This is a genomic window from Streptomyces sp. NPDC006259, from assembly GCF_042870975.1.
In the GTDB taxonomy this organism is placed as follows: Bacteria; Actinomycetota; Actinomycetes; order Streptomycetales; family Streptomycetaceae; genus Streptomyces.
Map to the genome: position 1 here is coordinate 114,904 of NZ_JBIAHY010000012.1, position 22,268 is coordinate 137,171.

Consider the following 22,268-nt stretch of genomic DNA (forward strand, 5'->3'; position numbering starts at 1 on the left):
ACCCCACCTTGGCGCGTTTCATCCTCTCCTGATTCTGTAACGTAATCGTGCTTTTACTGTCTGCATCCACTCGCCTGCCGCAGTCCCGCAGTCTGGCTCGTTCACGGGTCAGTAAGGGCCCACGGAGGCGGTTGGTAGTGACCCTGGTCCGGTTGCTGGCGGTGAGTGCTTCGCCTGGCGGAGGTGATTGCGCAGAAGGGCCCGCAGTTGGGGCAGTGGGACGCGAGCGTCCAGGGCTGCGAGGAACTCGGGTACGGTCCACGTGATCAGGGCACCCTGGCGGGAGAGGTAGAGGCCGACCCGGTCGATGCCGTACGTGTTGTCGTAGTCGAGCAGCAGATATCCGGCGAGTTGCTGTACGGCGGAGCGGTGGATGGTGTGGGGACGGATGGTGGCCTTGCAGTCGACCAGTAGTCCTCCGACGATGAAGTCCGCGTCGGCCCCGCCCAGGTCCGCGCTGCCGGCGAACACCGGCCCGCACACTCGTTGTTCTGCCGGCAATTGCCTGAACGGTGCGAAAGGTTGTTCGGCGAGTTCCGTCTGTTCGGCGATGTCTTCCAGCACGTAGGCCGGTACTGCTGCGGTCAGATGATTCAGGGTGGTGCGTGCGTCGGCCTGTGCGAGCAGGTTCCGGCGCCTGGAGAAGACGCCATTTCGGTAGACGGCTTCATAGAAGCCTGCCACGTGACACAGCCGGGTCAGCTCCTCCTCGCCCAGATGCAGCCCGCCTTCCAGGTGGTCCTGAAGGCGGGCAAGCAGTTGGGTGCCGGCCGTGTGCAGGGCGGCACGCACTTCAGCGGTGGGAGCGCCCTCGAGCGTGAGGGGGCTGCCGAGAAGACGAACTCCCGTGGCGACCGCGTCTCCGGGGCCGTGCCCCAGGCTGAGCCGGAGGCGGTAGTCGATGGTGTGCCCGAGCGCTGCGTAGTCGGGGCGCCGCTCGTCCATAGGCTGCACCGCGGGCGGGAAGCTCCGCGACTGCTGCAGGTACGAGCGGACGACCTGCTCGGTACGCGGCAGATGCCGGCTCAGGAACACGGACATCGGCGAGCGCGGGTACTGGAGTTGCCCCGTCAGCGGCAGCACTGCCAGCGGCACACCTTCCGGCGTCCTCGTCAGTGAGGCACGCGAGACATCCCGGATCTGGGCTTCAGCCCACTGAATCCCAGTCGTGTCCAGTACCTCGCGAGCTCGCGTCACCGCCACGTAGATCAGGCGCGCCTCGGCTGGCTGCACTCCACGTGGCCCGGGTCCGTCGGCCGGTGGCGTGAACCCGTCCCCGATCCGCACCCGCCCCCATTCACGGCCCTTGGCCTTGTGCACAGTGGACACCACCACCCGCGCCTGGTCCTCGTCGACCATGCGCTGGACGGCCGCGATGATCTGCTGCGGCCCATAGGTGTCGACCAGTTCCACGATCGCCTTCAGCTCAGCTGCGGCGGAGTCCTGCTCGGCGTACTCCTGCACCTCACCCCAGGAGGAGAACAGGAACAGCTCCTGGTGCGAGGTCCGCCGGCCGGCCTGCAGATCGATGGCCGCCTCAGCGATCTTCAGCAGCGGTTTACCGCCGCCGACCAGCGCGACAGGCACCCCCTGCTCAAGGAAGCGCAGTACTTCAGCGAGCGCGTCGGCGTTCCCCCGGCACAACACGGCATCGGGGATCTCCACCCGTCCCAGACTCGAAGTCCCGTCGGCGCGTCCGGTCAGCTGCATCGTCGATGACGCCGCCCGCAACCACCGGTTCGCCACCTGTGCGATCGCTGGCCCGAACCTGAACGACTGCGTCAGCTCCAGCCGCTGCCCCGGAAAACTGCTCATGATGTCCTTGGCATGGCGCCACTCATAGATCTGCTGCGCCGGGTCCCCGACACACACCCGCTGCGCATCCTGGGCCAGGAAGATCTCCTCCAGGACCGGGTTGGTGTCCTGCGCCTCGTCCAGGAGCACGAAGTCCGCCGGCAGACGCGGTCGCGTGAGCGCCCACATTTTGAGGTAGTGGTCGTGCTGGAACGGCAACTTCCCTTCGGGTGAACAAATGTCTTCCCACGCCCACTGAGCCCTCTTCAGCAGCACTTGCGCCAGATACTGCGCACCTTGATCATCGAGCCCGTTCACCGGCCCGAGGTGCCGGGCCGCCACCTGTTCATCCGTGCTGTAGCAGAAGCGGCGGACCATCTCCATCACGAGCCGGGCCTGGGTCGTCGCCCGCAGCCGTCTCTTGCCCACCGCCAGGTCGCGGTCCAACCCCAGCAACTGCGCCGTACGCTTCAAAGGCATGTGGCGTGAGGCATCAAGCCGGTCCTGGAACCGGCGACCTACCGCCCGGTGGGCCAGCGAGTGCGACGTACGGCACTCCACATTCCTTCCGAACCGGCCCTTGGCCTCCTCTGCGATCGGTTTGTTGAAGGCCACGTACAAGCCCCGGCTGCGCGTGGCCGACCCCATCATCACCAGTGTCGACGTCTTCCCTGTACCGGCGCCGGCCACCAACGCCAAGTCCTGGCCCGCGGCAAACGCCTCCCGGGCAGATTCCTGCTCAGCCGTCGCCCTCAAAGTCACACCACACGTCCCTTCCCACCCAGTCACGGGGTCGCCTCAGTCCGGCCCTGGCCCGGCCGCGCACGGATGAGCATGGCGGAGCCCACTGACACGCTGTCACCTAATTCCATACGCCTCTGCGAATCGCCGAATGGATGGCCGATCAGTAACCCCTGACCACCCCCGTTTCGGACAGCTGACAAGGGGTTCGTGTGGTTTCACGGCCGTCGGCCGCCATATGCGCAGGCCTGGATCTTCCCGGCTTCACTTCAGTTCAGGGGCAGCACATGCACCAGAGACTGCTCCAGCTCCCACCCACTTCCGACCACTCCGACACGGCCGTTCACGGAGCCGAAGTGCCAGGCCCATTCGCGCGTCGCAGATCCGACATGTTCACCCGCTTCAGCACCGGCCGCAGCACCGCACGCTCCTGATGGTGGTACTGCCAGCGCCTTTCAAGCGCCTTGTCCTCCAGCTCGATGTAGCTGATGCCGGCACCCGAGTCGGGCAAAATCTGGAAGGCATCCACGCCACCGTTGCCAGTGACGAACTCCTCGGCCAGGTCGAGGAACGTCGGGACAGCATGGTCGATGTGCAGTTCGGTGGCGGACGGGATCGGCACCCCGGTAACGGAGCAGACGAGCGGCTTGCCGGAGTCGAGCACCGCGTTTCGTGAGGCGGTCACCTGGTCGGCTATCGCGTGCCGCAGTGCGGCAAGCACTTGGGTGCGGTGGCTGAGGGGGGTCAGGCAGGCGTTCCAAGAGAAGTCGGCCACTTCGCCGTCGAGCCGCACCAGGGCGAGTCCGACGCTTTTGTGTCCGGGATTGGTGTGGGCGATGACGCGGAAGTGGGCGATGCCGTCGCCCCGCTTGAGGTCGTATTCGGGGTGGCGTTCGAGAAGGTGACGGAGGAACGCGTCGTCGTCGGGGTCGGTGACGTCACCGCTGATGCCGTATCGCTGGACGATGCTGCGGCAGACGTTCCGGACAGCTTCTTTGGTCGGGTAGGGGGTCGCGCCGATGGTGATGCCTCTGGGCACAGGTGGTCTCCGTTCGGGCCGCGGTCTTCCGCATCACCTTCCACCACTAGACGATGAAGGCGCAGGCGTACACGGAAGGTCCGGAGGGCAGCGCTGCCTTGGCCTCACCGGGCAGCAACCTCCGTCTGTTCGGACTGCTGGCAGACGCCGGAGGATATGCGTGCGGTGAAGGCCGGCGTCCACCCTGCCCGGCATGAGGCAGGCCGGGCGCCGCATGCCACCGGGAGCGCGGTTGCGACAGCGGTACCGCCCACGCCGTCCTCGCTGAGGTACGGCCCGGCATCGCCGTCCAGTCCGACGTCAACGGCGGCCTCCCGACCGAGGCGATTGCCGCATATATGAGGCGGTGGTTGCTGAGCACCCAGTCGTCAACGCGACTCTGCAATCCGCCTACGTGAGATCATCGTGGCGGACACCCGCGGATCTGGACGATGCCCGCGAACTCGCACGGAAGGCAGCACCCGGGTCTGGATGCCGCCATCCGATTCACCAGCAAAGGCGACGCCTGACCTCTGGTCGGAGGGCGGTGCCGACGGGCCTTTCCGCGCTTACGGGAGACAGAACTAAGGAGCTGCAGGGTGATAGCCGATCTGACCATGAGGATTCCTCCGGTGATGCTCAAGGACGGGGCGAGGGAAGTCGTCGACGTCCTGCAGGTCGGCGAAGTCGGCGTGCGCCGCCTCGACGGCCTCGGGGTACGCCTCCTGCTTCTCGCGCTCGGCGAGCGCGCGGTAGATGCTCGCGACGCTGGGGGGCTGGCCCTTGCGCTTGCCGGTCGGGATGATCAGGTCGGGCTGGATCTGCTCGACGGACTCGCCGTTCGCACGGCGCCGCAGCACGGTGTGCAGCATGTCCTCGGTGATGACGGGCGGCCGGCCACCGTGCTTGCCCTTGCGGGCCGCCGCGTCGAGTCCTTCGAGGGTCGATTCGCGGATGTTCTCCCGTTCGGTCTCCGCCATCGCCGCGAAGAATGCGAACAGTAGACGGCCCGGTCCGCTGGGATCGTACATTCCGGGCAGCGGTCCGGCGAGCATCTCCAGGACCAGGCCATGGGCGGTCAGGTGGTCGGCGAGCGCGATGAGTTCGGCGGCGTCGCGGCCGAGGCGCTTCATACCTCGCGCAGGTAGCCGAGGAGAAGCGGCGCAAGCACGCGCTGGCCGAAGGCGCGCAGATCTTCCGGCAGGTCACCAGCGACCCGGAGACGGTCGCCGCGTTCGACGCCGAATACGGCGCCTCAGGCCCGTCCCGCACCGCCCCGCGGGCGGCCTGACCTGTGCCTGCCGAGTACTACGTCGACTACCGGTGGTTCCTGGAACGCCAGGCTGAGCTGCTGGACGACCTCGCGGTCAACGACTACTCCGTCTTCGTCGGCCTGGCCACCCGGCACAAGGTCGACCCGCCCCGCCACGACCAGCACCACCCCGATGCCTTCTGGCGCGCGGCCGTGATGCTGGAGGAGTGCGTCGTCCTGCGCCCCCTGCCAGCCCGCAACGAGCTGTACGGCTTCGGCGTGGCCGTGGCGTACCTGGGGATGCACGGGGAGCGCGTGAACACGAAGTTCGAGGCCTGGCGTGAGCTGATCGCCGACATCACCGCCCTGCGCATCGACTCCTTCACCATCGCCGAGCGGCTGCGCTCCCTGCGACTGCCGTAGATCAGGCGGCCGCCGCGCGCTCCAGCAGCGCGTCAAGCTGCGCGGCCGTCCCCTTGGGGTCTGTCGTGTGGTGGATGGTCCGGATGCCGAGGGCTTCGGCCGGCGGCAGGTTCTCGGCGTGGTCGTCCACGAACACGCACTCCGGCCCCTCCAGCCCCAGCGCGTCGAGCGCCCGCTGATAGATGAACGCCGACGGTTTCCGGACGCCCTCCCGCTCGGAGAGGATCACCGCGTCGAACGCGTCCTCCCACATCCCCAACGCCTCGTACGGGTTGTAGGGCTCCAAGCCGAAGCTATTGGAGAGCATCGCCACCTTGATCCCGGCAGCGCGAGCGCGGTCCGCGGCCGCCACGATGGCCGGCTCCGGGTGGAGGTTGGCCAGCGCCCGGCGCATCAGGTCGGTGGGGTCGATACCGAGGATGCCGCCGATCACCCGGTTCCAGTCCTCTTGGGTGGCCTCGCCGACTTCCAACTTCGAGTACACAGCCACGCCCTCGGGATTCTCGTTGAGAGCGTGGAAGTAGGCGCCCGGCTCCAGACCCTCGGACCGCTCGAAGGCCTGGCCGTTCAACCGCATACGCGTGGTGAGGACTCCGCCGAAATCGAGGATCAGGCCGCGGTAGGAGGGGGACAAGAGAGGCTCCTTGCGAGACGCGCGTCGTAAGTGCGGTCCCCGCCGATTTCAGCAAGAGACCTTTGAGGGCTCTCCCGCAGAGGGAGAGACATCCAGTATCACCCCTCTGGACGGCCATCCGGCCTACGCTGGTTCCGAGCGCCCCCACCCCTGCGGAGAACAGGCCAAATCATGTTAAGTGCACGGGATTTGTTCACTATCGGCCAACGGGTCAAGTACTACCGTGAGCGGCGCGGACTGGCCCAAAAGGGTCTGGGTGAGCTGATCGGTCGCACGGAGAACTGGGTCTACAAGGTAGAGCACGAGCAGATCCCGATCGACAAGCTGTCCCTGCTCTTCGATCTGGCAAGAGTCCTGCGCTGCTCCCTCGAAGACCTGACGGGTGGCTTCCTGTCCGGGGTCGGGACCGGCCTTGACACGGAGCACGAGCACGTCCCCGAGATTCGCAGCGCGCTGTCGCTGCCCTCGTCCCTGCTGCCCGCCGCTGTCGATTCGGTCTCCGTCGACGACTTCAAGAAAGACGTCGACGACGCGTGGAAGGTGTACGAAACCCAGTCCAAGGGCCGCTACCAGGACGTGGGCGCCCGCCTCCCCCTACTCCTCCGCCAGGGGCATGCGGCCCTGCGCGACGCATCCGGCCCCGCCGAGCACGTGGCGCTGCGCCAACTCGTCAGCCTGTACGGGCTCCATCAGATCTGGCTTCGCCGCGTTGGGGAACCGACCCTCGCCCGCATCGCCGCCGACCGGGGCTTGTCGCTCGCCGACAACTCTGGCGACCCCGCACTCATCGCGGCCGCCGCCTGGAACCTGTCCTGCGTCCTCACCTCCGCCGGCGAAGTCCACGACAGCGTCGAGCTCGCACGGGCAACGATCGCCAACTGCGCCCCGAAAGACGACTCGCACGCGGCACACTGGTCCGCGTACGGGGCGCTGCACCTACAGGCAGCGGTCGCCGCGGTGCGCGCCACGAAGGGGCCTGTCGCCTGGGATCTCTACCGAGGGGCGAAGTCCGCGGCCGAGCGTGTCGGATCGGACCGCAACGACTGGCACACCTGCTTCGGTCCCACGAACGTGGCGATGCACGAAGTCCACTTGACCGCCGAGGAGGGCAACGCGAGCGAGGCTCTGCGGTTGGCGGACACGGTGGAGATCAACCCCGAGCTGCCGCTGGAGCGTCGTACGCGGTATCTGATCGAGGTCATGAACTGCAACCGCATCCAGCGCGACGACTACGCCACCGTGCACGTGCTGACCAAGCTGATGGAACAGTCGCCCGAGGAGATCGTCTTCTCACCGCTGGTCAGGGAGGCGGTGACCGACCTGCTAAAGCGGGAGCGTCCGCTGTTCCGCGACGACCTACGCAAAGTGGCCACCCACATGGGCATCGCGGCCTGACCCTGAATAGGCCACTCCGACCCTGAACCCCAATCAGCCCTGAATTGGAGTCAAGGTCGAACCCGGTAAATGGCCCTACGTTGTTGAGTTATGACGAAGTGTCACCGCGCGAAGAGGGCCTCCGCCGCGTCCTTACCCGCCCTGCGGGTAGAACGCGCGGAGGGCACTCCGCTTCACCACACCCAGGCCGGCCGCATCGCCGTCCCGCTCAGCCTGATGCGCGGAACGCAGCGAGTCGAAGATGTGGCGCTCGTCCTCACGGCCGAGCAGATGGAAGCCTTCTACGAGGAGATCGGCGCGATCCTCTACCCGCGCCGGGTGGCCGACTCGGCTCCCGCGGCGGAGGTGACCGGCCCGCGCCGTACGGCCAGCGACCGTCTCCGACGTCTCGCACTCGACGATGCGGCTGCAGCCCCCGGGTTCCGAGTGGCCCCGCACCTCCACGGTCGGCCCCTGCAGCGCAGTCGCCGCACAGAGCTCTTCGCCTCCATCAGCGAGCTGAAGACAGGGGGGCAGCGCAATGACCACCCCTACCCAGACTCTCGCCGAGCAGATCACCGCCTTCCTGGACCGCATCCCCTCCCCCCACTGGCCAGCCCCCACAGGCAGTCACCTCGATGACTCCTGGTGGGACTTCGCCGAACCGCCACAGATACCAGCCAACCAGCAGGCTCGTCTCGTCCAGCTCTGCCGCTCGACACGGATATCGCGCTCCCGGAGGCTCCCTACAAGGTCCTCCTGTACGCCAACACAGTGGTGGATGAGCCGGCCTGCGCCCTCGCCGCTGCGGAGGCATACGCATACGACCGCGGGTGGCACGTGGTCGGCCGCTACGTCGACGCCACCACAGACACGCAGCCGTGGACACGCGCGGAGTGGCCGAAGGTGTTGCGCCAGCTCCGCGGAGGCTTCGCGCAGGGCGTGGTGACCGACGGCCGATCCGCAGTGTCGGCTGCCGATGAGCCGTACGAACAGACCTTGCGCTGGCTCTGCGACCACTTCAGTTTCATCGTGCATGCGCAGCAGAACTCGCTCACGTCCGCGTCCGTTCGATGACTTCTCCCCCACGATCGCCCGAAGGAGGGCGCCCGATGAGCCCCAGTGCGAGCGTGCCGCCGTTCCCGATCCGTGTGCCTGACCGCACAGGCGTCAAGGTGCGGGGTATCAAGGACTGGACGCCGCCCCACCGGCGCGAAGAGATGGAACACCTCCTGGAGCGCCTCCGGGCGGGCCTGCCGGTGGACGCCGCGTTCGATGACATCGACGCGGTGCTCGGTGGAGGCCCCGCTCCTAGCGATGAACGAATCGACGAGCTCACCGATCGCTTCCGGGGCAACCTCATGGTCCTGGTTGACCGGGTCCTGGAACGCCAGGCGGGCGACCTGGAGGAACGCGTTCGCCTCGTTGCGCGAGCGCGGGATCTACGCCAGGAGGGCCCCGGCGTCGGAGTGTCGCCGCTCGCACACCTGCGGCGCCTCGCTTTCACGGCGCAGGAACTGCTGGAGATCCTGCTCGCCGAGGAGTCGGCGACGTGACGTCCCTGACGCAGCTCGCCACGGTCGACGTGATGCCGCCGTCCGAGGCCTACGACTTCGAGTACTTCCGAGCCCGCGTCGACGCCGAACTGTTGCTGGGCAGCATCGCCATCCGCGTGTTCCGCATACCGCTCCTCGCCGTGCCTGCGGGCCGCACCAGGCGCGGCGGATGGTTCGGCGTTGACAACCTTGCCATCGCGCTCGCCGTCCGAGACGTCCTGGCCCCCGTCGGAGGGTTCCCCGACCTGCGCATCACGTGGCGCGGCGCTCCTCACAACTCGTACGCCGTCGAATGGGGCGAACGCCCGCCGGCCAGGTGGTCGGACGATGACGAGCGTCTGGCCTTCTACGGCCTTACGCGGCCCGCTCCTAGCCGCTCCCACGCCCCCTCTTCGGCTGTCTCCGGCTGTTCCCCCGCAGCTCCGTAGGACGGCCGAAGAGGGCCCCAACCCCGTCTCGCAAGTCCGGAAGGAAGACCGTCATGTGTCGGCACAAACGGCCCTGTCCCACCGCGCACGCGGCAGATCGTGATGCCGCCGCCATCGTGGCTCGTCACGACGAACAGGGGTGGGCGCTTTTGTGCAACGGTGTCGTTCGTTTCGACGACACCGGTGAGGTCCTGCCGGACGGCAGCATCGTCACCCCGCACCGGCCCGTTCCTGCGGGCGTGAGCACATGAGCGCCGTTCCGGCCCGGTTCACCTGGAAGGGCATGCGGGTGCCGTACATCGCGCCTTGGACCGGTGAGATACGAGAACAGCCCCGGCCCGAGAGGCGCCCGCTCAACCTGGGCGGCGGCATCGCCTACCTGGACGAGCACCGCCTGTACGACCGTCACGCGGGCATCTTGTGGCTGCGGATGGGAGCCGTGCGCGGGGCAGGCACACCGATCCTCGCCGGGGTCAACACCCAGCGCCAGAGCCAGGCCATGGATCGTCAGCTCTGCCGGATCTGCGGAGCCACAACATACGGCCGCGCGGACGGGACTCACCTCTACCTCCTTGCCGAGCGAGAAGGCAGGCCCATCGCCCAAGGTGAGCAGACTGCCTCTCCGCCGGTCCATGAGGACTGCGCTGCGGAGGCCTTGCGGGAGTGTCCGCACCTGCGGGAAGGCGCGGTCGCCGCCCGCGTGGAACGCCCGGAGCCGTGGGGCATCGCCGGCATGGTGCACGACCCGGTCACCCTCGCGCCTCTCCCGTCCACCATGCGCGGGGGACTGACGTTCCTGCCGTACACGGCTCTCAAGCTGCTGTGGACGGTGGCCCACCTCGACGTGGTCTCCCTGTACGGCTGCACGCCCGTGAACCTGGACGAGCTCCTGGCGCTCACGGCCTAGACGGCCGGCGGTCCGGTGCCTCCCCCTAGCCCGGACCGTCGGCGCTCCAACCATCCACCGCACCAGTCCCCCGATCAGGAGGGTTTCTTGCTCACTGCACCGACCTATCCCAGCGTGGAAGGCGCGTACGTCGCCTTACTGCAGCTCGCTACGAAGGAATGGGAGCACCGGATCGACGCGCGCGGCAACGCGGCCCGCGAGGTCCTCGGCGTCAGCTTCCGCCTGTCCGACCCCCGGCAGCGGCTGCCGTACCTGGCTCAGCGGAAAACCAACCCGGTCTTCCAGTTCGCTGAAGCGCTCTGGCTCCTCGCCGGGCGCCGCGACCTGGAGATGATCGGCTATTACGCGCCGTCCATGCGTGCTGCCAGTGCGGACGGCGTCCACCTCGGCGGATCCGCGTACGGCTACACCCTGTTCCACCCCAGCGAGGAAGGTCAGTCCCCCTTCGACCTCGTCAGTGAGCTGCTGCTGAACGAGGAGGACAGCAAGCGCGGCTACCTGCCCGTGTTCTCCGCGTCCGAGATCGCCGACCGCGCCAACCCGGACGTCGCCTGCCTGGCCGGCCTGCACCTGCTGCCGCGCGACGGCCACCTGCACGTGATCTGCAACATGCGGGCGAACGATCTCGACTGCGGCCTGCTGTCCGACGTGTTCTCCTTCACAATGATCCAGGAGTACGCGGCCATCCAACTCGGCTTGCGTCTGGGCACCTACACCCACACCATCGGCTCCGCCCACGTCAACAACCACAACGCGGACCGGGTCCGCCGTGTGCTGGAGGAGGCTGCCGCCGGCCCGGCGGTCACCTTCGCCTTCCCGACGATGCCCAGGGACACCACCGCGGCGACGCTTGAAAGCCTGCTGGTCCACGAGGAGGCGTTGCGGACTAACGAGCTGCGCTACACCGCCCTGCACATCCAGAACCGTCTCGGCCTGCATCCGTACTGGCAGCAGGTCGTGATGCTGTTCGAGCTGTACCGGCAGATCCAGCACGACCAGGTCGCGGCCGTCGACTCGGCGCTCCTGCACGCCTTGGACCCTGGCCTTCGCTGGCTGATGGTCCGCAAGTGGCCGGCCTGCGCTGCGGCGGTCGACGGCGGCGCGCTGTGAGCGCGGGTAAGCCGATGAGCGGCGCTGTGGTGGACGGTGTCGACTTTGACCGGTGGGCCGTCATCCTGTGCAAGCCGGACGCCGTGGCGCGTGGCTTGGCCTCGCGCATTATGGAGATCGTCTCGTCCGCAGGCTTCACCGTCACCGACCGCATGGACGTCATCGCTCAGCCGTGGCAGGCCCATGTCGCCTACCGGGACATGCTCGCCGACACCGGGCGCCGCGATGCGCGCGACCTGCCCGCTTACATCGACGCTGCCTACGCGGGCAAGCCCGTCACGCTGGCTCTAGCGCACGGTGAACCCGGCATCCACGCCCGGCTGCGGCAGCTCATCGGCCACACCGACCCAACCCGCGCCGTGCCGGGGACGATCCGCGGCGACCTGGGCGACGACAGCCTCGCCGTCGCCCGTGCGGAGAACCGTGTCGTGCACAACCTGGTGCACACCTCCGACGACCCCGCAGGGGCCCGCCGCGAGTACGGAACCTGGTACGGGCCGGGCCGCCGCCTGCACATCAGCGACTTCGACCGCTGCTCGGTCGTCCTGTGCAAGCCCGACGCCGTTGAGCGAGGCCTCGTCGATGCGGTGCTAGATCGGATCGCGGCCGCCGGCGCCACGATCGCCAACCGGATCGACGTCACCGTGCAGCCGTGGCAGGCCCACGTGCACTACTGGGACCTGCTGGTGGATGCCGACTGGTTCCCTGACCGGGACATCCCCGCGTGCCTAGACGACGCGTATGCAGGAAAGCAGGTCACGATCGCCCTCGCGTACGGCGAGCCGGGCATCCACGGTCGCCTGCGTCAGCTCATCGGGCACTTCGACCCCACCCACGCCGCCGCCGGCACTATCCGCGGCGACCTCGGCGCCGACAGCCTGCAGGCGGCGCTCGACCAAAAGCGCCTCGTGCACAACCTGGTGCACACTTCCGACGATGCGGACGCGGCCCGCCGCGACTTCGGCGCTTGGTACGGCGCCCGCCGCCGCGTCCTACTCACCGCCCCGTCGCCCAGCGTGCCCCTCCAACCCGCGCGCACCCACCGCTGACCGTTCCCCGCCCCGGAGGTCCCTCGTGACTGCCCCCTCGATACCGCGCCGCCGCTCGCTGCCCCTCCTGAACGCCGAGCAGATCAGCGGACTCAACCCCGGCCTCGCCGACGTAATCGAATACCGCAAATCGGGCCTGTCGCTGAACCACGTCGTCGGCTGCCCGCTGGACTGCGGCTACTGCGTTCGGCACCTGTTCGACAACTTCGAGATGAAGACGCCGAGGGCACTGATGAGCGACGGAGCCGCCGTCGCCTTGCTCGTCGGCCACCCGTACTTCCGGCCGCACAAGACGCCCATCCAGGTCTTCAACCGGGCCACCGACCCGATGCTGCCCGTGGTTAAGCCCCACACCTTCGAGGTGCTGCGGCTGCTCGACGAGCAGGGCCTGACCAACCACGTCCTCGTCATCACCCGATGGCGGGCGAGCGGGGAGGACTGCGCCGTCCTCAACTCCTTCAAGCACCTGCGCCTGACGGTCCTCGTCACCCACTCCGGCATCGACCACCCCGAGATCGAGCCGGTCAACTCCACGTACGCCGCCGACAGCCTGCGCATGCTGCACGAGCATGCCGAGAACTACCGCACCGTTCTGTACTGGCGGCCGATCGTGCCGGGCCTCAACGACTCCGACGACCACATCGAGCGGGCCCGCGAACTGTCCCTGCACGCGCACGCCACCGTCTTCACGGGCCTGTTCTTCCGCGACGAGATCAAGGCGTACTACGAGAGCCACGGCATGCCGACGCCGTACGAGGACACGGCCCGGCGCAAGATCATGCCGGAGCAGGCGGAGCAGCGCATCCTGGACGCCTTCGACCTGGACCAGGCCGTCGGCGGAGCCGAGTGGGGATCCCTGTTCCGCAAGACGAGCTGCGGCGTGGCCTACGCCTGGGGAGAGCCCGACTACAACGGCCACTACGGCGTCCGCGAGTTGTGCGACATCTGCCCGCCCAAGCAGATCGCCCTGTGCAAGAAGGCGTGGGTGAGGCCGCCCCTGGACGCCGTCACGCACGAGGCGCGCGCCCTGGGGGCGACCGGCGACGTTGAGGTCAACGACCGTGCCATCGTCGTGGAGGGACTGGACGAGCCGCCCCGCTACTACCTGCAGCACGGCTTCGGCTACCAGTGCCACGACCGGAGCAAGCCCCACCACTACCGCCAGCACGGCCGGGCCCCCATCGGCTGGGAGGCGGAGGACGGACCCAAGACAGCATGAACTTCGCCACCTGGCCCGCGTTGCTCGTCGTCGACGTCGAAGGCAACGGCACCAACCCGCCCGACCTCGTGGAAACCGCCGCGCTGCCCATCCGGGACGGACGCCCCGACAAGAGCACCGCGGGCTGGTGGCTGACCCGCCCGAACCGCCCCGTCACCCCCTTCGCCACCCGGGTGCACGGCCTCACCAACACCGACTTGGCCGACGAACCGGCCTGGGCCGACGTCGCGGACCAGGTACGCGCCTTCGTAGGCAGCGCCTGGATCTGCGCGCACAACGCGCACACCGACTACCGGGTGCTCAGCGCGCACCTGCCCGGCTGGGCGCCCGCCGGCGTCCTGGACACCCTGCGACTGGCCAAGGACGCCTTCCCCGACCTCGGCAAGTACAGCCTGGACAAACTCATCGAGCACGTACAGCCCGACCTGCGCGAAGCCCCCGGCGCTCGGCACCGGGCCACCTTCGACGCCTTCGCCACGGCACAGCTGCTGATCGCCATGGCCTCCCGCTACGACACCTGGGACCAGCTGGTCGCCGCGGCCGTGCCGCCCGGCCTGCCCGGCGCCCCCGAACCAGAAAAGGACCCCACCCTGTGGTGACTTCCTCCAAGCCCCTGCGGATAGCGGTGATCGGCACCCACTCCACGGGCAAGACGATGCTCCTGAAGCGCATAGAGATGGAGCTGCGCGGCCACGGCCTCACCGTGGCGCGCACCGGTCGCCTCGGCAAGCGCGCCGCCGCGGCCGGCCTGCCCAAGATGCAGCACCACACCGCTCTGTCCACCGAGTGGATCATCGCGCAGGGCATCCTGGACGAAACCAACGCCGCCGCTCAGGGGGCCGAAGTTGTCCTCATCGACCGGGCCGCCCTCGACGCCGTCGCCTACTTTGAGGCCGCGATGGCGTTCCGGGCCGAGACCCCGCCCCGGCTCGAGCGCGAACGGCTGCACACCCTGGCCTCCACGCAACTCCCCAAGTACGACCTGCTGTTCGCGACCGTCCTCGACGAGACCGTGCCGGTCGACACCAGTTACGACTACAACGCCGCCTTCCGGCGCCTCGTCGACGACCGCGTGCACCGTCTCCTGGCCAACGACGTCGTCCCTCACCAGCGGGTGACCAGTGACCCCGACAGCCAGGCCCACGCCGTCGACGTCGCCGTCCAGCGCTGCCTGAAGGGGGAACTCGTATGATCCCCGCTCCGCCCGCCGGCAGCATCACCATCGCCGGGAAGACCGTCTCCCGGCTCGGCTTCGGCACCATGCGCCTGACCGGCCCCGGCATCTGGGGCGACCCGGACGACCGCGACATGGCCCTGAGCGTGCTGCGCCAGGCTGTGCACACCCACGGCATCAGCCACATCGACACCGCCGACGCGTACGGCCCCCACACTGTCGAACAACTCGTCCGCGACGCGCTCTACCCCTACCCCGACGAAGTACTGATCGCCACGAAGGTCGGCATGGTCCGGCCCGCGGCCGGACAGTGGAAGCCGCTCGGCAATCCGTTCTACCTGCGGGCCTGCGTCGAAGCGAGCCTCCGCCGCCTGAAGGTGGAGCGGCTGGAGCTGTGCTACCTGCACCGCATCGACCCGGAGATCTCGCGTGACGACCAGATCGCCGTGCTCCACGCTCTGCAGGACGAGGGGAAGATCGGGCACATCGGCCTGTCGAAGGTCACGCCCGAGGACATCCGGTACGTGGTCAAGTACCTGCCCGTCGCCGCGGTGCAGAACGTGCTGAACACCACCGACCGCGATGACCCTGCCCTGGAGCTGTGCCGCGACCTCGACATTCCGTACGTGGCCTACCGCCCGCTGGACGCCGGCACCCTGGCACGGGTCCACGGGCCCTCCGCGCCGCTGCACTGGCTCCTCTCCCGGGGCTCGCACGTCGCCCCCATTCCGAGCACCAGCCAGCCCCGGCACCTGGACGACATCGTGGCGGCCGTGCAGGACGGCCCGGCCTGATGCCCACCGCAACGGCCCCCGCTCCCCGCCGTCGCACCCCCTACGAGAACTGGCGGCCGCCGGTGATCGGCGTCTCGCTGCTCGTCCCGGTGGGAGCCGACTCCATCACCGTCATCGACCTCCGCGGCATGCTGATGCTCCCCGTCGGCTGCGTCCACGACGGGCAGACACCGAAGGAAGCCGGCTATCGGACGCTCGCCGACCCCGGCGGCCACCTGCGGATCCTGCGACGCGTCACCATCGACTGTGTGCAAACACGACGCAGGAAGGTGATCACCCACGTCTTCGCCGCCGCACCCATGACCCGCGAGGCGGTGACAGGCCTGGTGTACCGCGACCCCCGGGCGACAGTGCGCGTCATGCCCACGCTGCAGTTCCTCGACCGGGCGTGGCCGTCCGGAAGGGGCCGCCTCGTCGTCAGTCTGCAGGCCCTGGCGACCGGAGAGACAGCCCGCATTGACGACGGGATCGTCCGCCCCGCGTCCGCCCCAGCCCTCAGCGCGTAGCACTCCCGGGCGCGGCCAGCCCCCCCAGAAGCGGCGGCCGCGCCCGAGAGCTGACGTAACGGAACACGTGATCACTGCGCGTTTCCGTTCCGGGCCTGTGAGAGCAGCTGGGCCATGACGTCATCGGTGCCGTGCTGAGCCTGGCGGGCCAGCTCGTCCAGCACGGTGTCGCCGTCGAGGACTTGTGCGGTGAGCCGTTCCCTCAGCTCGGGGTCGGTGCCGCTTCCGGCGGCTCTGGTGGAGCTGAAGGGGGCTCTGCGCTATCACGGCACGGATGCCCGTCGTCTGGGCGAGATCCTGCGCGTGCGCACCCTCTCCCGCCTGCGTCGACGTACGCGTCGGCGTCGGGCCGTCGATCACGGTCGCGGCCACCGCCTCCGCCCAGATCCAGCCGCCTGGTGGCGTCGTAGCCATCGACCCCGGCCAGGCGGCCCAGTGGCTGGCGCCGCTGCCGGTCGACGCCCTGCACGGCATCGGCCCCCGCCAGGCCGACGCCCTCCGCGACTACGGCATCCACACTGTGGGCCTGCTCGCCGCCGGCGACCCCGCCACCGTGCAACGCCTCCTGGGTGGCCGCGCCGGCCGCCTGGCTGCCGACCGCGCCCGCGGCATGGACTCCTGCTCCGTCGTCCCCCGCACCCTGCCCGCTGCCGCAACCGTCCGATGCGCCTTCGACCGGCACGCTCTGGACGGCGCCGCCGTGCGCGCCGCCCTCCTCGGCCTGGTCGTCCAGCTCGGACTGCTCCTGCGCCGGCGCGGCCAGGCCGCCCGCGCACTCACCCTGACCTCGAAATTCGTCGGCAACGGCGGCTGGGAGAGGACCCGCCGCCTGAAGGAGCCGTCCGCACACGACGAAGACCTGCGTGTCCTGGCCTACTAGCTGATGGACGCAGCAGGACTTCAGCGCGGCCGCCTGACCGTCATCGCCCTCAAGGGCGAGGACCTCATCGCCGCCGACCAGGTTGCCCTACAGATCAGCCTCGACGCGCCCGCGAAGCCCGCCTGGTGGCCGAAGAGGCCGCTGACCGGATCCGCGACAAGTTCGGCGCCGGGGCGATCGGCCCAGCGGCCGTCTTCCGCCGTGCCTCCTGACCCGACCCGACCCCTACGGCTGAGGTGGAGCATGGCCCGCGCTGCGGAATGGGCCGCACTGGTGTGCACCCCTTGTGGAAGCGTTCTGCGTGCGATGTGGCAGTGCAGACACCCGAGTTACCCGCCTCGACCAGAACAGCGCGGAAGGTGACTGTTTCCGCTGCGACAAGCCTTTCCAGGCCATGCCGTGCCAGGGCTGCGGAGGCTTCCGCATCGACGGCTCCTTCGTCTCCGGCACGCGATTCGAGAAGCTCCCGGAGACTGTGAAGTGCTGGGACTGCGGGCACCGTAACCCGCTACGCGATCCTGGCCCGGAGTAGACGAACGCTCGACTGCCGGGCCCTCTCCGTACTCTTGGCGCTCAGCCGCTTGGGCTACGGCCCGTGCTGGGCCTTGCATCACGGGAAGCGGGACCGCACAGTGACCTCGATCTACCTCTCCTCTGACAACCACCAGTGGATGCCGAAGGCCGAGGCCGGCCGGCTGCTCACTGTCCTTCAGCCGGGCACCGGGGAAGGGAGAAAATGCCAGGATGTTCCGCACGCCAGCCCCGTAATCTGCCTATATGGCCACCCCTGATCGTGAACTGCTTTCCCGGACCGCCCGGAACGCCGTCCGGGCACTGATGAGCGATCTGGTGGCCGGGGCGATCGGCGAGTACTGGGAGAACGAACACTTCGCAAGGAACCCTGACGCCACTCCCGGCGAGGGCGGCGTCCGCAAACAACTCTTCGACTCCTATGCCGCCTCCGTGGACTGGACCGACGAAGACCACGTGACCCGGGCCCTGCGGGTGTTCGAGACCATGCTGCGCCGCCTCGACCGTGACAGCCGAAAGTTCAACGGAAACGGACTGCCTGCCGAAACGGTGGCAGACCTGCGAGAGGCGTTCGCACGGGACGGCTGCCGCCTGGACGACGAACTGCGCCTTCACACGGCACGCGTCGCCCGCCTGACCGTCCACGTCGAAGGCCTGACCGAGGCATCGGGCATCCACGCTGAACTGGAGCGGGTCCGCAGGTTCGGGGCCGACTACCCCGACGACGCCATCGGCGCGGCCAAGCAGCTGATCGAAGCTACCGCCAAGCTCGTACTGCTCAAGCGGAACCTTCCGGTCGACGAACGCCAGGACCTGCCCGCCCTGATCAAGCAGGCGCAACAGGCGCTCCACCTCCACCCCGCGGCAGTACCGCCGGCACGCAACGCCAGCACCCCGGACAACGCCGACAGCATCAAGCGGATCCTGGGCGCCCTGACCTCGGCTGCCATCGGCGTCGCGGAACTACGCAACCGGTACGGAACCGGCCACGGGCGGCTGGCCGCACCCACTGGACTTGGCCCCCGGCATGCCCGCTTCGCCGTCGGCACGGCCGCCACCTGGTGCGAGCTGATGCTCGACACCCTCGCCGACCCCGACGCCCCCTGGCGTAAAGCCTCCGCGACGGCCCCAATCGCGGGCAGCACACTCACGACCTCGACATGAGCTCGCGCGAACCAGCGCCCCAAACAGGAAGGAGTGCTCCGTGGCACCGCAGCAGCTCACCGTGGTCACCCGCCAGCGCCTTCTCGACCTTCTGGTTGTCGAGAAGGTCTGGTGGTGGGGCGCTCTGGACGAGGTGAGGTTCTTGGAGCGCCTGTACGACCTGGATGCCCTCGAAGGCGATGGCTTCCGGCGCCTGACAGCCAGGGAGGACATCACCCAACACTGCCTGAACAATAACGACTGGCCACCAGAGTGGGTATTCACCGACGACCGCTTCGGCCTCAACGGAGACTCCCCGCAACCCTGCTCAGATTCCTTGCCGAGATGCTTCACCCCGTGGTGCGGCGCGACCCGGCTGAGGTCCAGCGTCTGGCGGGGAAGCTCAACGACCTCCTCGCGGCCGACGGCTTCGAGCTCTACCCGGCCGAGTACATCAGCGGGCTGCCCGTCTACGCCGGCGGATCCCGCGCGACTTTCCATGGCGCCCGCCCGGACTGGAAGTTCGAATCACGACCACTCCTGACCGACCCCCGCGTACTCCACGAACATCAGGAACGCATCAGGGCCGGCCTGGAACGCGACCCAGCCGCAGCGATCGCCTCATGCAAAGAGCTCGTCGAAGCCTGTGCAAGATCATCCTGGAACGTCAAGGCATCGAGTTCCCGCCCGGAGAAGACCTGCCACCGTTGTTCAAGCGCGTCACGACGCTGCTGGGCCTGAACGCCGACGCCGTGGCCGACCACGCCAAGGCCAGCGCCACGGTGGTCAAGATCCTGCGCACACTCACCACAACGGTGCAGGGCCTGGCCGAACTGCGCAACCAGCTCGGACTCGGCCACGGGCGAACCGCCCCCAGTCCAGCACTGACCCGCCACGCCCGGCTGGCACTGAACAGCACCGTGACCGTGACAGAGTTCGTACTCGACACCTGGGAAGACCGCATCGATCGAGGGAAACTCCCACCCCTATCTCAGTAGCCTCGCACCCAGTGACATCCGAAGGCGGTGAGCTTGGCTCGCCTGCTCGTGCTATTCGACCGGGATCGTCGCCGCTCCCGGTAGCCGTGAGGCGGGGACGTGCGCAAGGGCAGCGGTTCCGGTCCAGGCCCCGCCACCGCTACTTGAGTCCGTGGGCGGCGGCAATGTGGGGCCGTTGCGCGAGGAGGGTTTCGAGGCGGCTTTCGGGCCACAGGTCGATGTAAGGCGCTGTGCCCTCAGCGTTGTGGCGCTCAGCCCAGCTCACGGCGTCAGCGGTGAACCGGCCGCTGGTGGCGATCACAATTCCGCGTACGAGAGGTGGACTCCACAGCTTCCCTGCGGTGAGTGTCTCGACCACCGCAGCAGCATTCACTGACCGGCTGCGCCAGTGCTTGGCCTGGACGATGACGCGCTCGGTACGCACACCACCGGACCCGTCTCGAAGGACCCGGTCCAAGGAGAGATCGCGGCCGCGGTCGGGGGCGCGGGTCTGCATCAGCCACTGGACGTTCTCGTGCTCGGGGATACTGCGCAGAAGGTCGTAAAGGAGCCGCTCGAACCCGTCGTCGTCAAGTCGCTCCCAGGCAGTGCGAGGGTGGCAGGGCCTGTGAGATGGCCGGAGGCGGCTTGTCCGAGATCAATATCCGGGACGGGCAGCGGGTCACTGTCGCCCAGAGCCTTGGCTGTGATGTCAGCGCGCACGGCGGGCCAGTCGAACTCGACAATGTCATCCCAGTCGTGTCCCTGACTGAACCGCATGTGCCTATGGAGGTCCCACCAGCGCCCGGTGTCTTCGGCGGCGTCACCCAAGAGCCTTGCGATCTCCCCAACTGCCGCCTCGATCTGCTCGGTCTGGTCGTTCTGCAGGACTGCAGGAGAGTCTCGCGCCACGCCTTTCAGTGCGACGGGAAGCGCAGCGTCGACCGTGGAAAGAAGTTGCTCTAGACGGCCTCGGGCGGCGCGACGGCGGGCGCGGTCGAGGCGATATCGGTACGCGGCGATGTCCGCGCCCGGCTTCTCACCAGCGGCATGTACGGCGTCAGGCAGCTCGCCGATTTCGACGAAGTCGATGAAGGACTGCCCCAGGGCGGCGATGTCCGGAAGGGGATCGGTGATGGTCCAACCGTCGATCGGCGGACGGCCCGGAAGGAGGTCCGCCCAGGCCATTGCAAGGTCGTCGTATGCAGGATGTGAACCGCGCTGCGGGCCATCTGGGATGAACGGTCTTGCGCGCTCACGCTCTCCAGCTTGCTCAGGTTCGCCGCCGTTCGATCCATGGCGCGGAGAAGTTCTTCCAGGTCCATGCGCTCACACTCGCACTCTCGGCGGGGACTGTGGGGGAGTTCTTACTCAGTGGTGGCCACCCGGCACCGCACCAGCACCGCCAGAGCCAGCCGGTCCGACGGCACCGACCATCTCGCCGCGGTCGACCTGTGGCGGTTTTCTTCACTTGCTCACCAGTCATCGGGCGCGCTGCCCGCCCACGCGATCGGCTGGCCCTCGCTGTTGTGGCTCCAGTGCGGTTCGGTTCCTCCATCGAGGCCTCGTGGCCGTCGTCCAGGACACAGATCCGTCCCCAGCGGCCGTGCGTGCCCGGACAGATCCCGGTGAGCGGGGCCGCGTCGCCCAGCGGGGTTCTGCACGAGCACCACCTATGAAGCAGGCGCTCCAGCAGCGGGAAGTGTCAGGCACAGCCCGGCCCGGTGCGGCAGCGGGCTGTCGGACCTCACTGGCAGGATCAGCGCATGCTCATCACGCCCCGCCCGGGAGCCGACCGCAGGAACATCCGCAAGGTCCTGAACGATGTCCGCTTCAAAGCTATGGCTCTGCGCGGTCCTGCCGCCGGCAGCGCGTTCTCCCGTCTCCTGAAGTACCTGGAGTGGGCCACCGAGGCAGCAGAGTTGCTGCGCTCCCAGGTCAGTGACAAGGACATCGGCCACCTCGTCTTCACTCGCCGCTACGAGTCCCTTCTGGGCAGCTGCGGCACGCTCGCCGGGACTGCTCAGCAGGGCCTCGTCAATGGCCTCGTCGACCTGGAGGTCACCGAACGTATCCAGGCCCTGGAGGCAGCCGAGAAGGCGCTGGAGGCGCAGATAGCCCGTTGGACCGGGATCGAGTGGTTCGTGGTCGCCGACTCGAGCTTCTACATCCAGAACACGGTCGCGCTTGCCGACGCCGACCTGCACCAGGTGCTTGGACTGCCGCCGAACGAGCACATCCGGCTGCTGTTCCCCATCGCGGTGGTCGACGAACTCGACAGCTTGAAGGACGCTGGCAAGCACCAGGCCAGGTGGCGAGCTTCTCACACGCTCGGGCTCCTGGACGGCACCCTCAGCGGATCCACCTTTGGCGTCCTGCGCTACGCAGACAACAGTGGAGAACCTGCCGCGTGGCGCGGAGAAGTGAACGTGGAGATCGTCATGGACCAGCCCGGCCATGTGCGTCTGCCCATCACCGACGACGAGATCATTGACCGATCGGTGGCTATCCAGGCCCTCGCCGCCCGGCCGGTGCGGCTGTTGACATGCGACACCGGGCAGCACACCCGCGGCCGGGCCGCTGGGCTGAAGGTGACGAAGGTACCGGCGAAGGGCCAGGGGCCAGAGCCGGACTGGGAAGCGCAGGACAAATCCGGCAACGGCACCCGAGCGAAGCGCCGCGAGAGGCAGGCCACCCAGCAGGAGGCAAGCGCTATGACGGAAGGCGCCTCAAGCGCCTCCTCGTCGGGGTGAGCGCG

25 protein-coding genes and 1 pseudogene are annotated in these 22,268 nt (G+C 68.3%); 20 read left to right on the forward strand and 6 right to left on the reverse strand.

Translation table 11 applies throughout. From position 1 onward, the window contains the following. Positions 1 to 108: 108 nt before the first annotated feature. From ACFYO5_RS36115 to ACFYO5_RS36125, 3 genes are all read right to left on the reverse strand, one after another. On the reverse strand, positions 109 to 2,556 hold the full coding sequence (locus ACFYO5_RS36115) for a UvrD-helicase domain-containing protein (RefSeq protein WP_388717473.1): 2,448 nt from the start codon (positions 2,554 to 2,556) through the stop codon (positions 109 to 111). A gap of 322 nt (positions 2,557 to 2,878) precedes the next feature. Then, positions 2,879 to 3,574, reverse strand: a complete 696-nt coding sequence (locus tag ACFYO5_RS36120) for a DCL family protein (protein WP_388717476.1) — start codon at positions 3,572 to 3,574, stop codon at positions 2,879 to 2,881. A gap of 563 nt (positions 3,575 to 4,137) precedes the next feature. Continuing rightward, positions 4,138 to 4,686, reverse strand: coding sequence for a recombinase family protein (locus ACFYO5_RS36125; protein WP_388717479.1), 549 nt, complete (start codon positions 4,684 to 4,686; stop codon positions 4,138 to 4,140). Between the two features lie 161 nt (positions 4,687 to 4,847). On the opposite strand from ACFYO5_RS36125, the gene ACFYO5_RS36130 reads away from it, so the two are divergent. Beyond that, positions 4,848 to 5,228, forward strand: coding sequence for a toxin Doc (locus ACFYO5_RS36130; protein WP_388717482.1), 381 nt, complete (start codon positions 4,848 to 4,850; stop codon positions 5,226 to 5,228). 1 nt (position 5,229) lies between these two features. On the opposite strand, the gene ACFYO5_RS36135 is transcribed toward ACFYO5_RS36130, so the two are convergent. Continuing rightward, positions 5,230 to 5,862: an HAD-IA family hydrolase gene (locus tag ACFYO5_RS36135; RefSeq protein ID WP_388717485.1), complete on the reverse strand. Its 633-nt coding sequence runs from the start codon at positions 5,860 to 5,862 to the stop codon at positions 5,230 to 5,232. 171 nt (positions 5,863 to 6,033) lie between these two features. On the opposite strand from ACFYO5_RS36135, the gene ACFYO5_RS36140 reads away from it, so the two are divergent. The 18 genes and pseudogenes from ACFYO5_RS36140 (at position 6,034) to ACFYO5_RS36225 (ending at position 19,531) form a co-directional block, all read left to right on the forward strand. Further along, a complete protein-coding gene (locus ACFYO5_RS36140) occupies positions 6,034 to 7,257 on the forward strand; it encodes a helix-turn-helix transcriptional regulator (RefSeq protein WP_388717488.1) in 1,224 nt (407 codons plus the stop codon). Positions 7,258 to 8,010: 753 nt separating this feature from the next. After that, positions 8,011 to 8,313, forward strand: a complete 303-nt coding sequence (locus ACFYO5_RS36145; RefSeq protein ID WP_388717491.1) for a hypothetical protein — start codon at positions 8,011 to 8,013, stop codon at positions 8,311 to 8,313. Between the two features lie 35 nt (positions 8,314 to 8,348). Next, on the forward strand, positions 8,349 to 8,792 hold the full coding sequence (locus tag ACFYO5_RS36150; RefSeq protein ID WP_388717494.1) for a DUF6415 family natural product biosynthesis protein: 444 nt from the start codon (positions 8,349 to 8,351) through the stop codon (positions 8,790 to 8,792). Further along, positions 8,789 to 9,220 carry a DUF6302 family protein gene (locus tag ACFYO5_RS36155; RefSeq protein WP_388717497.1) on the forward strand — a complete coding sequence of 144 codons (432 nt, stop codon included), beginning with the start codon at positions 8,789 to 8,791 and terminating at the stop codon, positions 9,218 to 9,220. Before ACFYO5_RS36150 ends, ACFYO5_RS36155 begins: the two co-directional genes overlap by 4 nt. Positions 9,221 to 9,273: 53 nt before the next feature. Beyond that, entirely contained in the window at positions 9,274 to 9,471 is a 198-nt protein-coding gene (locus ACFYO5_RS36160) for a DUF5999 family protein (protein ID WP_388717500.1), read from the forward strand. Further along, complete coding sequence (locus ACFYO5_RS36165) at positions 9,468 to 10,127, forward strand: hypothetical protein (RefSeq protein ID WP_388717503.1); 660 nt, start codon at positions 9,468 to 9,470, stop codon at positions 10,125 to 10,127. Before ACFYO5_RS36160 ends, ACFYO5_RS36165 begins: the two co-directional genes overlap by 4 nt. 87 nt (positions 10,128 to 10,214) lie before the next feature. Further along, on the forward strand, positions 10,215 to 11,237 hold the full coding sequence (locus ACFYO5_RS36170; RefSeq protein WP_388717506.1) for a thymidylate synthase: 1,023 nt from the start codon (positions 10,215 to 10,217) through the stop codon (positions 11,235 to 11,237). A 14-nt stretch (positions 11,238 to 11,251) separates the two neighbouring features. Beyond that, positions 11,252 to 12,286, forward strand: coding sequence for a nucleoside-diphosphate kinase (locus tag ACFYO5_RS36175; RefSeq protein ID WP_388717509.1), 1,035 nt, complete (start codon positions 11,252 to 11,254; stop codon positions 12,284 to 12,286). Between the two features lie 25 nt (positions 12,287 to 12,311). Continuing rightward, positions 12,312 to 13,505, forward strand: coding sequence for a radical SAM protein (locus ACFYO5_RS36180; RefSeq protein ID WP_388717512.1), 1,194 nt, complete (start codon positions 12,312 to 12,314; stop codon positions 13,503 to 13,505). Next, positions 13,502 to 14,104, forward strand: a complete 603-nt coding sequence (locus ACFYO5_RS36185; RefSeq protein ID WP_388717515.1) for an exonuclease domain-containing protein — start codon at positions 13,502 to 13,504, stop codon at positions 14,102 to 14,104. The genes ACFYO5_RS36180 and ACFYO5_RS36185 overlap by 4 nt, the downstream gene beginning before the upstream one ends. Beyond that, complete coding sequence (locus ACFYO5_RS36190) at positions 14,101 to 14,697, forward strand: AAA family ATPase (RefSeq protein ID WP_388717518.1); 597 nt, start codon at positions 14,101 to 14,103, stop codon at positions 14,695 to 14,697. The genes ACFYO5_RS36185 and ACFYO5_RS36190 overlap by 4 nt, the downstream gene beginning before the upstream one ends. Beyond that, positions 14,694 to 15,473, forward strand: a complete 780-nt coding sequence (locus tag ACFYO5_RS36195) for an aldo/keto reductase (RefSeq protein WP_388717521.1) — start codon at positions 14,694 to 14,696, stop codon at positions 15,471 to 15,473. The genes ACFYO5_RS36190 and ACFYO5_RS36195 overlap by 4 nt, the downstream gene beginning before the upstream one ends. Continuing rightward, on the forward strand, positions 15,473 to 15,979 hold the full coding sequence (locus tag ACFYO5_RS36200) for a hypothetical protein (protein WP_388717524.1): 507 nt from the start codon (positions 15,473 to 15,475) through the stop codon (positions 15,977 to 15,979). Before ACFYO5_RS36195 ends, ACFYO5_RS36200 begins: the two co-directional genes overlap by 1 nt. A 274-nt stretch (positions 15,980 to 16,253) precedes the next feature. After that, entirely contained in the window at positions 16,254 to 16,859 is a 606-nt protein-coding gene (locus tag ACFYO5_RS36205; RefSeq protein WP_388717527.1) for a hypothetical protein, read from the forward strand. A gap of 777 nt (positions 16,860 to 17,636) precedes the next feature. Next, the gene (locus ACFYO5_RS36210; protein WP_388717530.1) at positions 17,637 to 18,554 is read left to right on the forward strand and encodes an abortive infection family protein; all 918 of its coding nucleotides are present in this window, start codon (positions 17,637 to 17,639) and stop codon (positions 18,552 to 18,554) included. 61 nt (positions 18,555 to 18,615) lie between these two features. Continuing rightward, positions 18,616 to 18,837, forward strand: a pseudogene (locus ACFYO5_RS36215) (hypothetical protein); the annotation flags it as partial. After that, entirely contained in the window at positions 18,807 to 19,274 is a 468-nt protein-coding gene (locus ACFYO5_RS36220; RefSeq protein ID WP_388717691.1) for a hypothetical protein, read from the forward strand. The pseudogene ACFYO5_RS36215 and the gene ACFYO5_RS36220, both read left to right, overlap by 31 nt. Beyond that, positions 19,157 to 19,531, forward strand: coding sequence for an abortive infection family protein (locus tag ACFYO5_RS36225; protein WP_388717533.1), 375 nt, complete (start codon positions 19,157 to 19,159; stop codon positions 19,529 to 19,531). The genes ACFYO5_RS36220 and ACFYO5_RS36225 overlap by 118 nt, the downstream gene beginning before the upstream one ends. A 139-nt stretch (positions 19,532 to 19,670) precedes the next feature. On the opposite strand, the gene ACFYO5_RS36230 is transcribed toward ACFYO5_RS36225, so the two are convergent. Further along, the gene (locus ACFYO5_RS36230; RefSeq protein ID WP_388717693.1) at positions 19,671 to 20,066 is read right to left on the reverse strand and encodes a restriction endonuclease; all 396 of its coding nucleotides are present in this window, start codon (positions 20,064 to 20,066) and stop codon (positions 19,671 to 19,673) included. Continuing rightward, positions 20,027 to 20,698, reverse strand: coding sequence for a hypothetical protein (locus tag ACFYO5_RS36235; RefSeq protein WP_388717536.1), 672 nt, complete (start codon positions 20,696 to 20,698; stop codon positions 20,027 to 20,029). Before ACFYO5_RS36235 ends, ACFYO5_RS36230 begins: the two co-directional genes overlap by 40 nt. A 578-nt stretch (positions 20,699 to 21,276) precedes the next feature. Here ACFYO5_RS36235 and ACFYO5_RS36240 point away from each other — a divergent pair. Then, complete coding sequence (locus tag ACFYO5_RS36240) at positions 21,277 to 22,263, forward strand: PIN domain-containing protein (protein WP_388717539.1); 987 nt, start codon at positions 21,277 to 21,279, stop codon at positions 22,261 to 22,263. Positions 22,264 to 22,268: the final 5 nt, after the last annotated feature.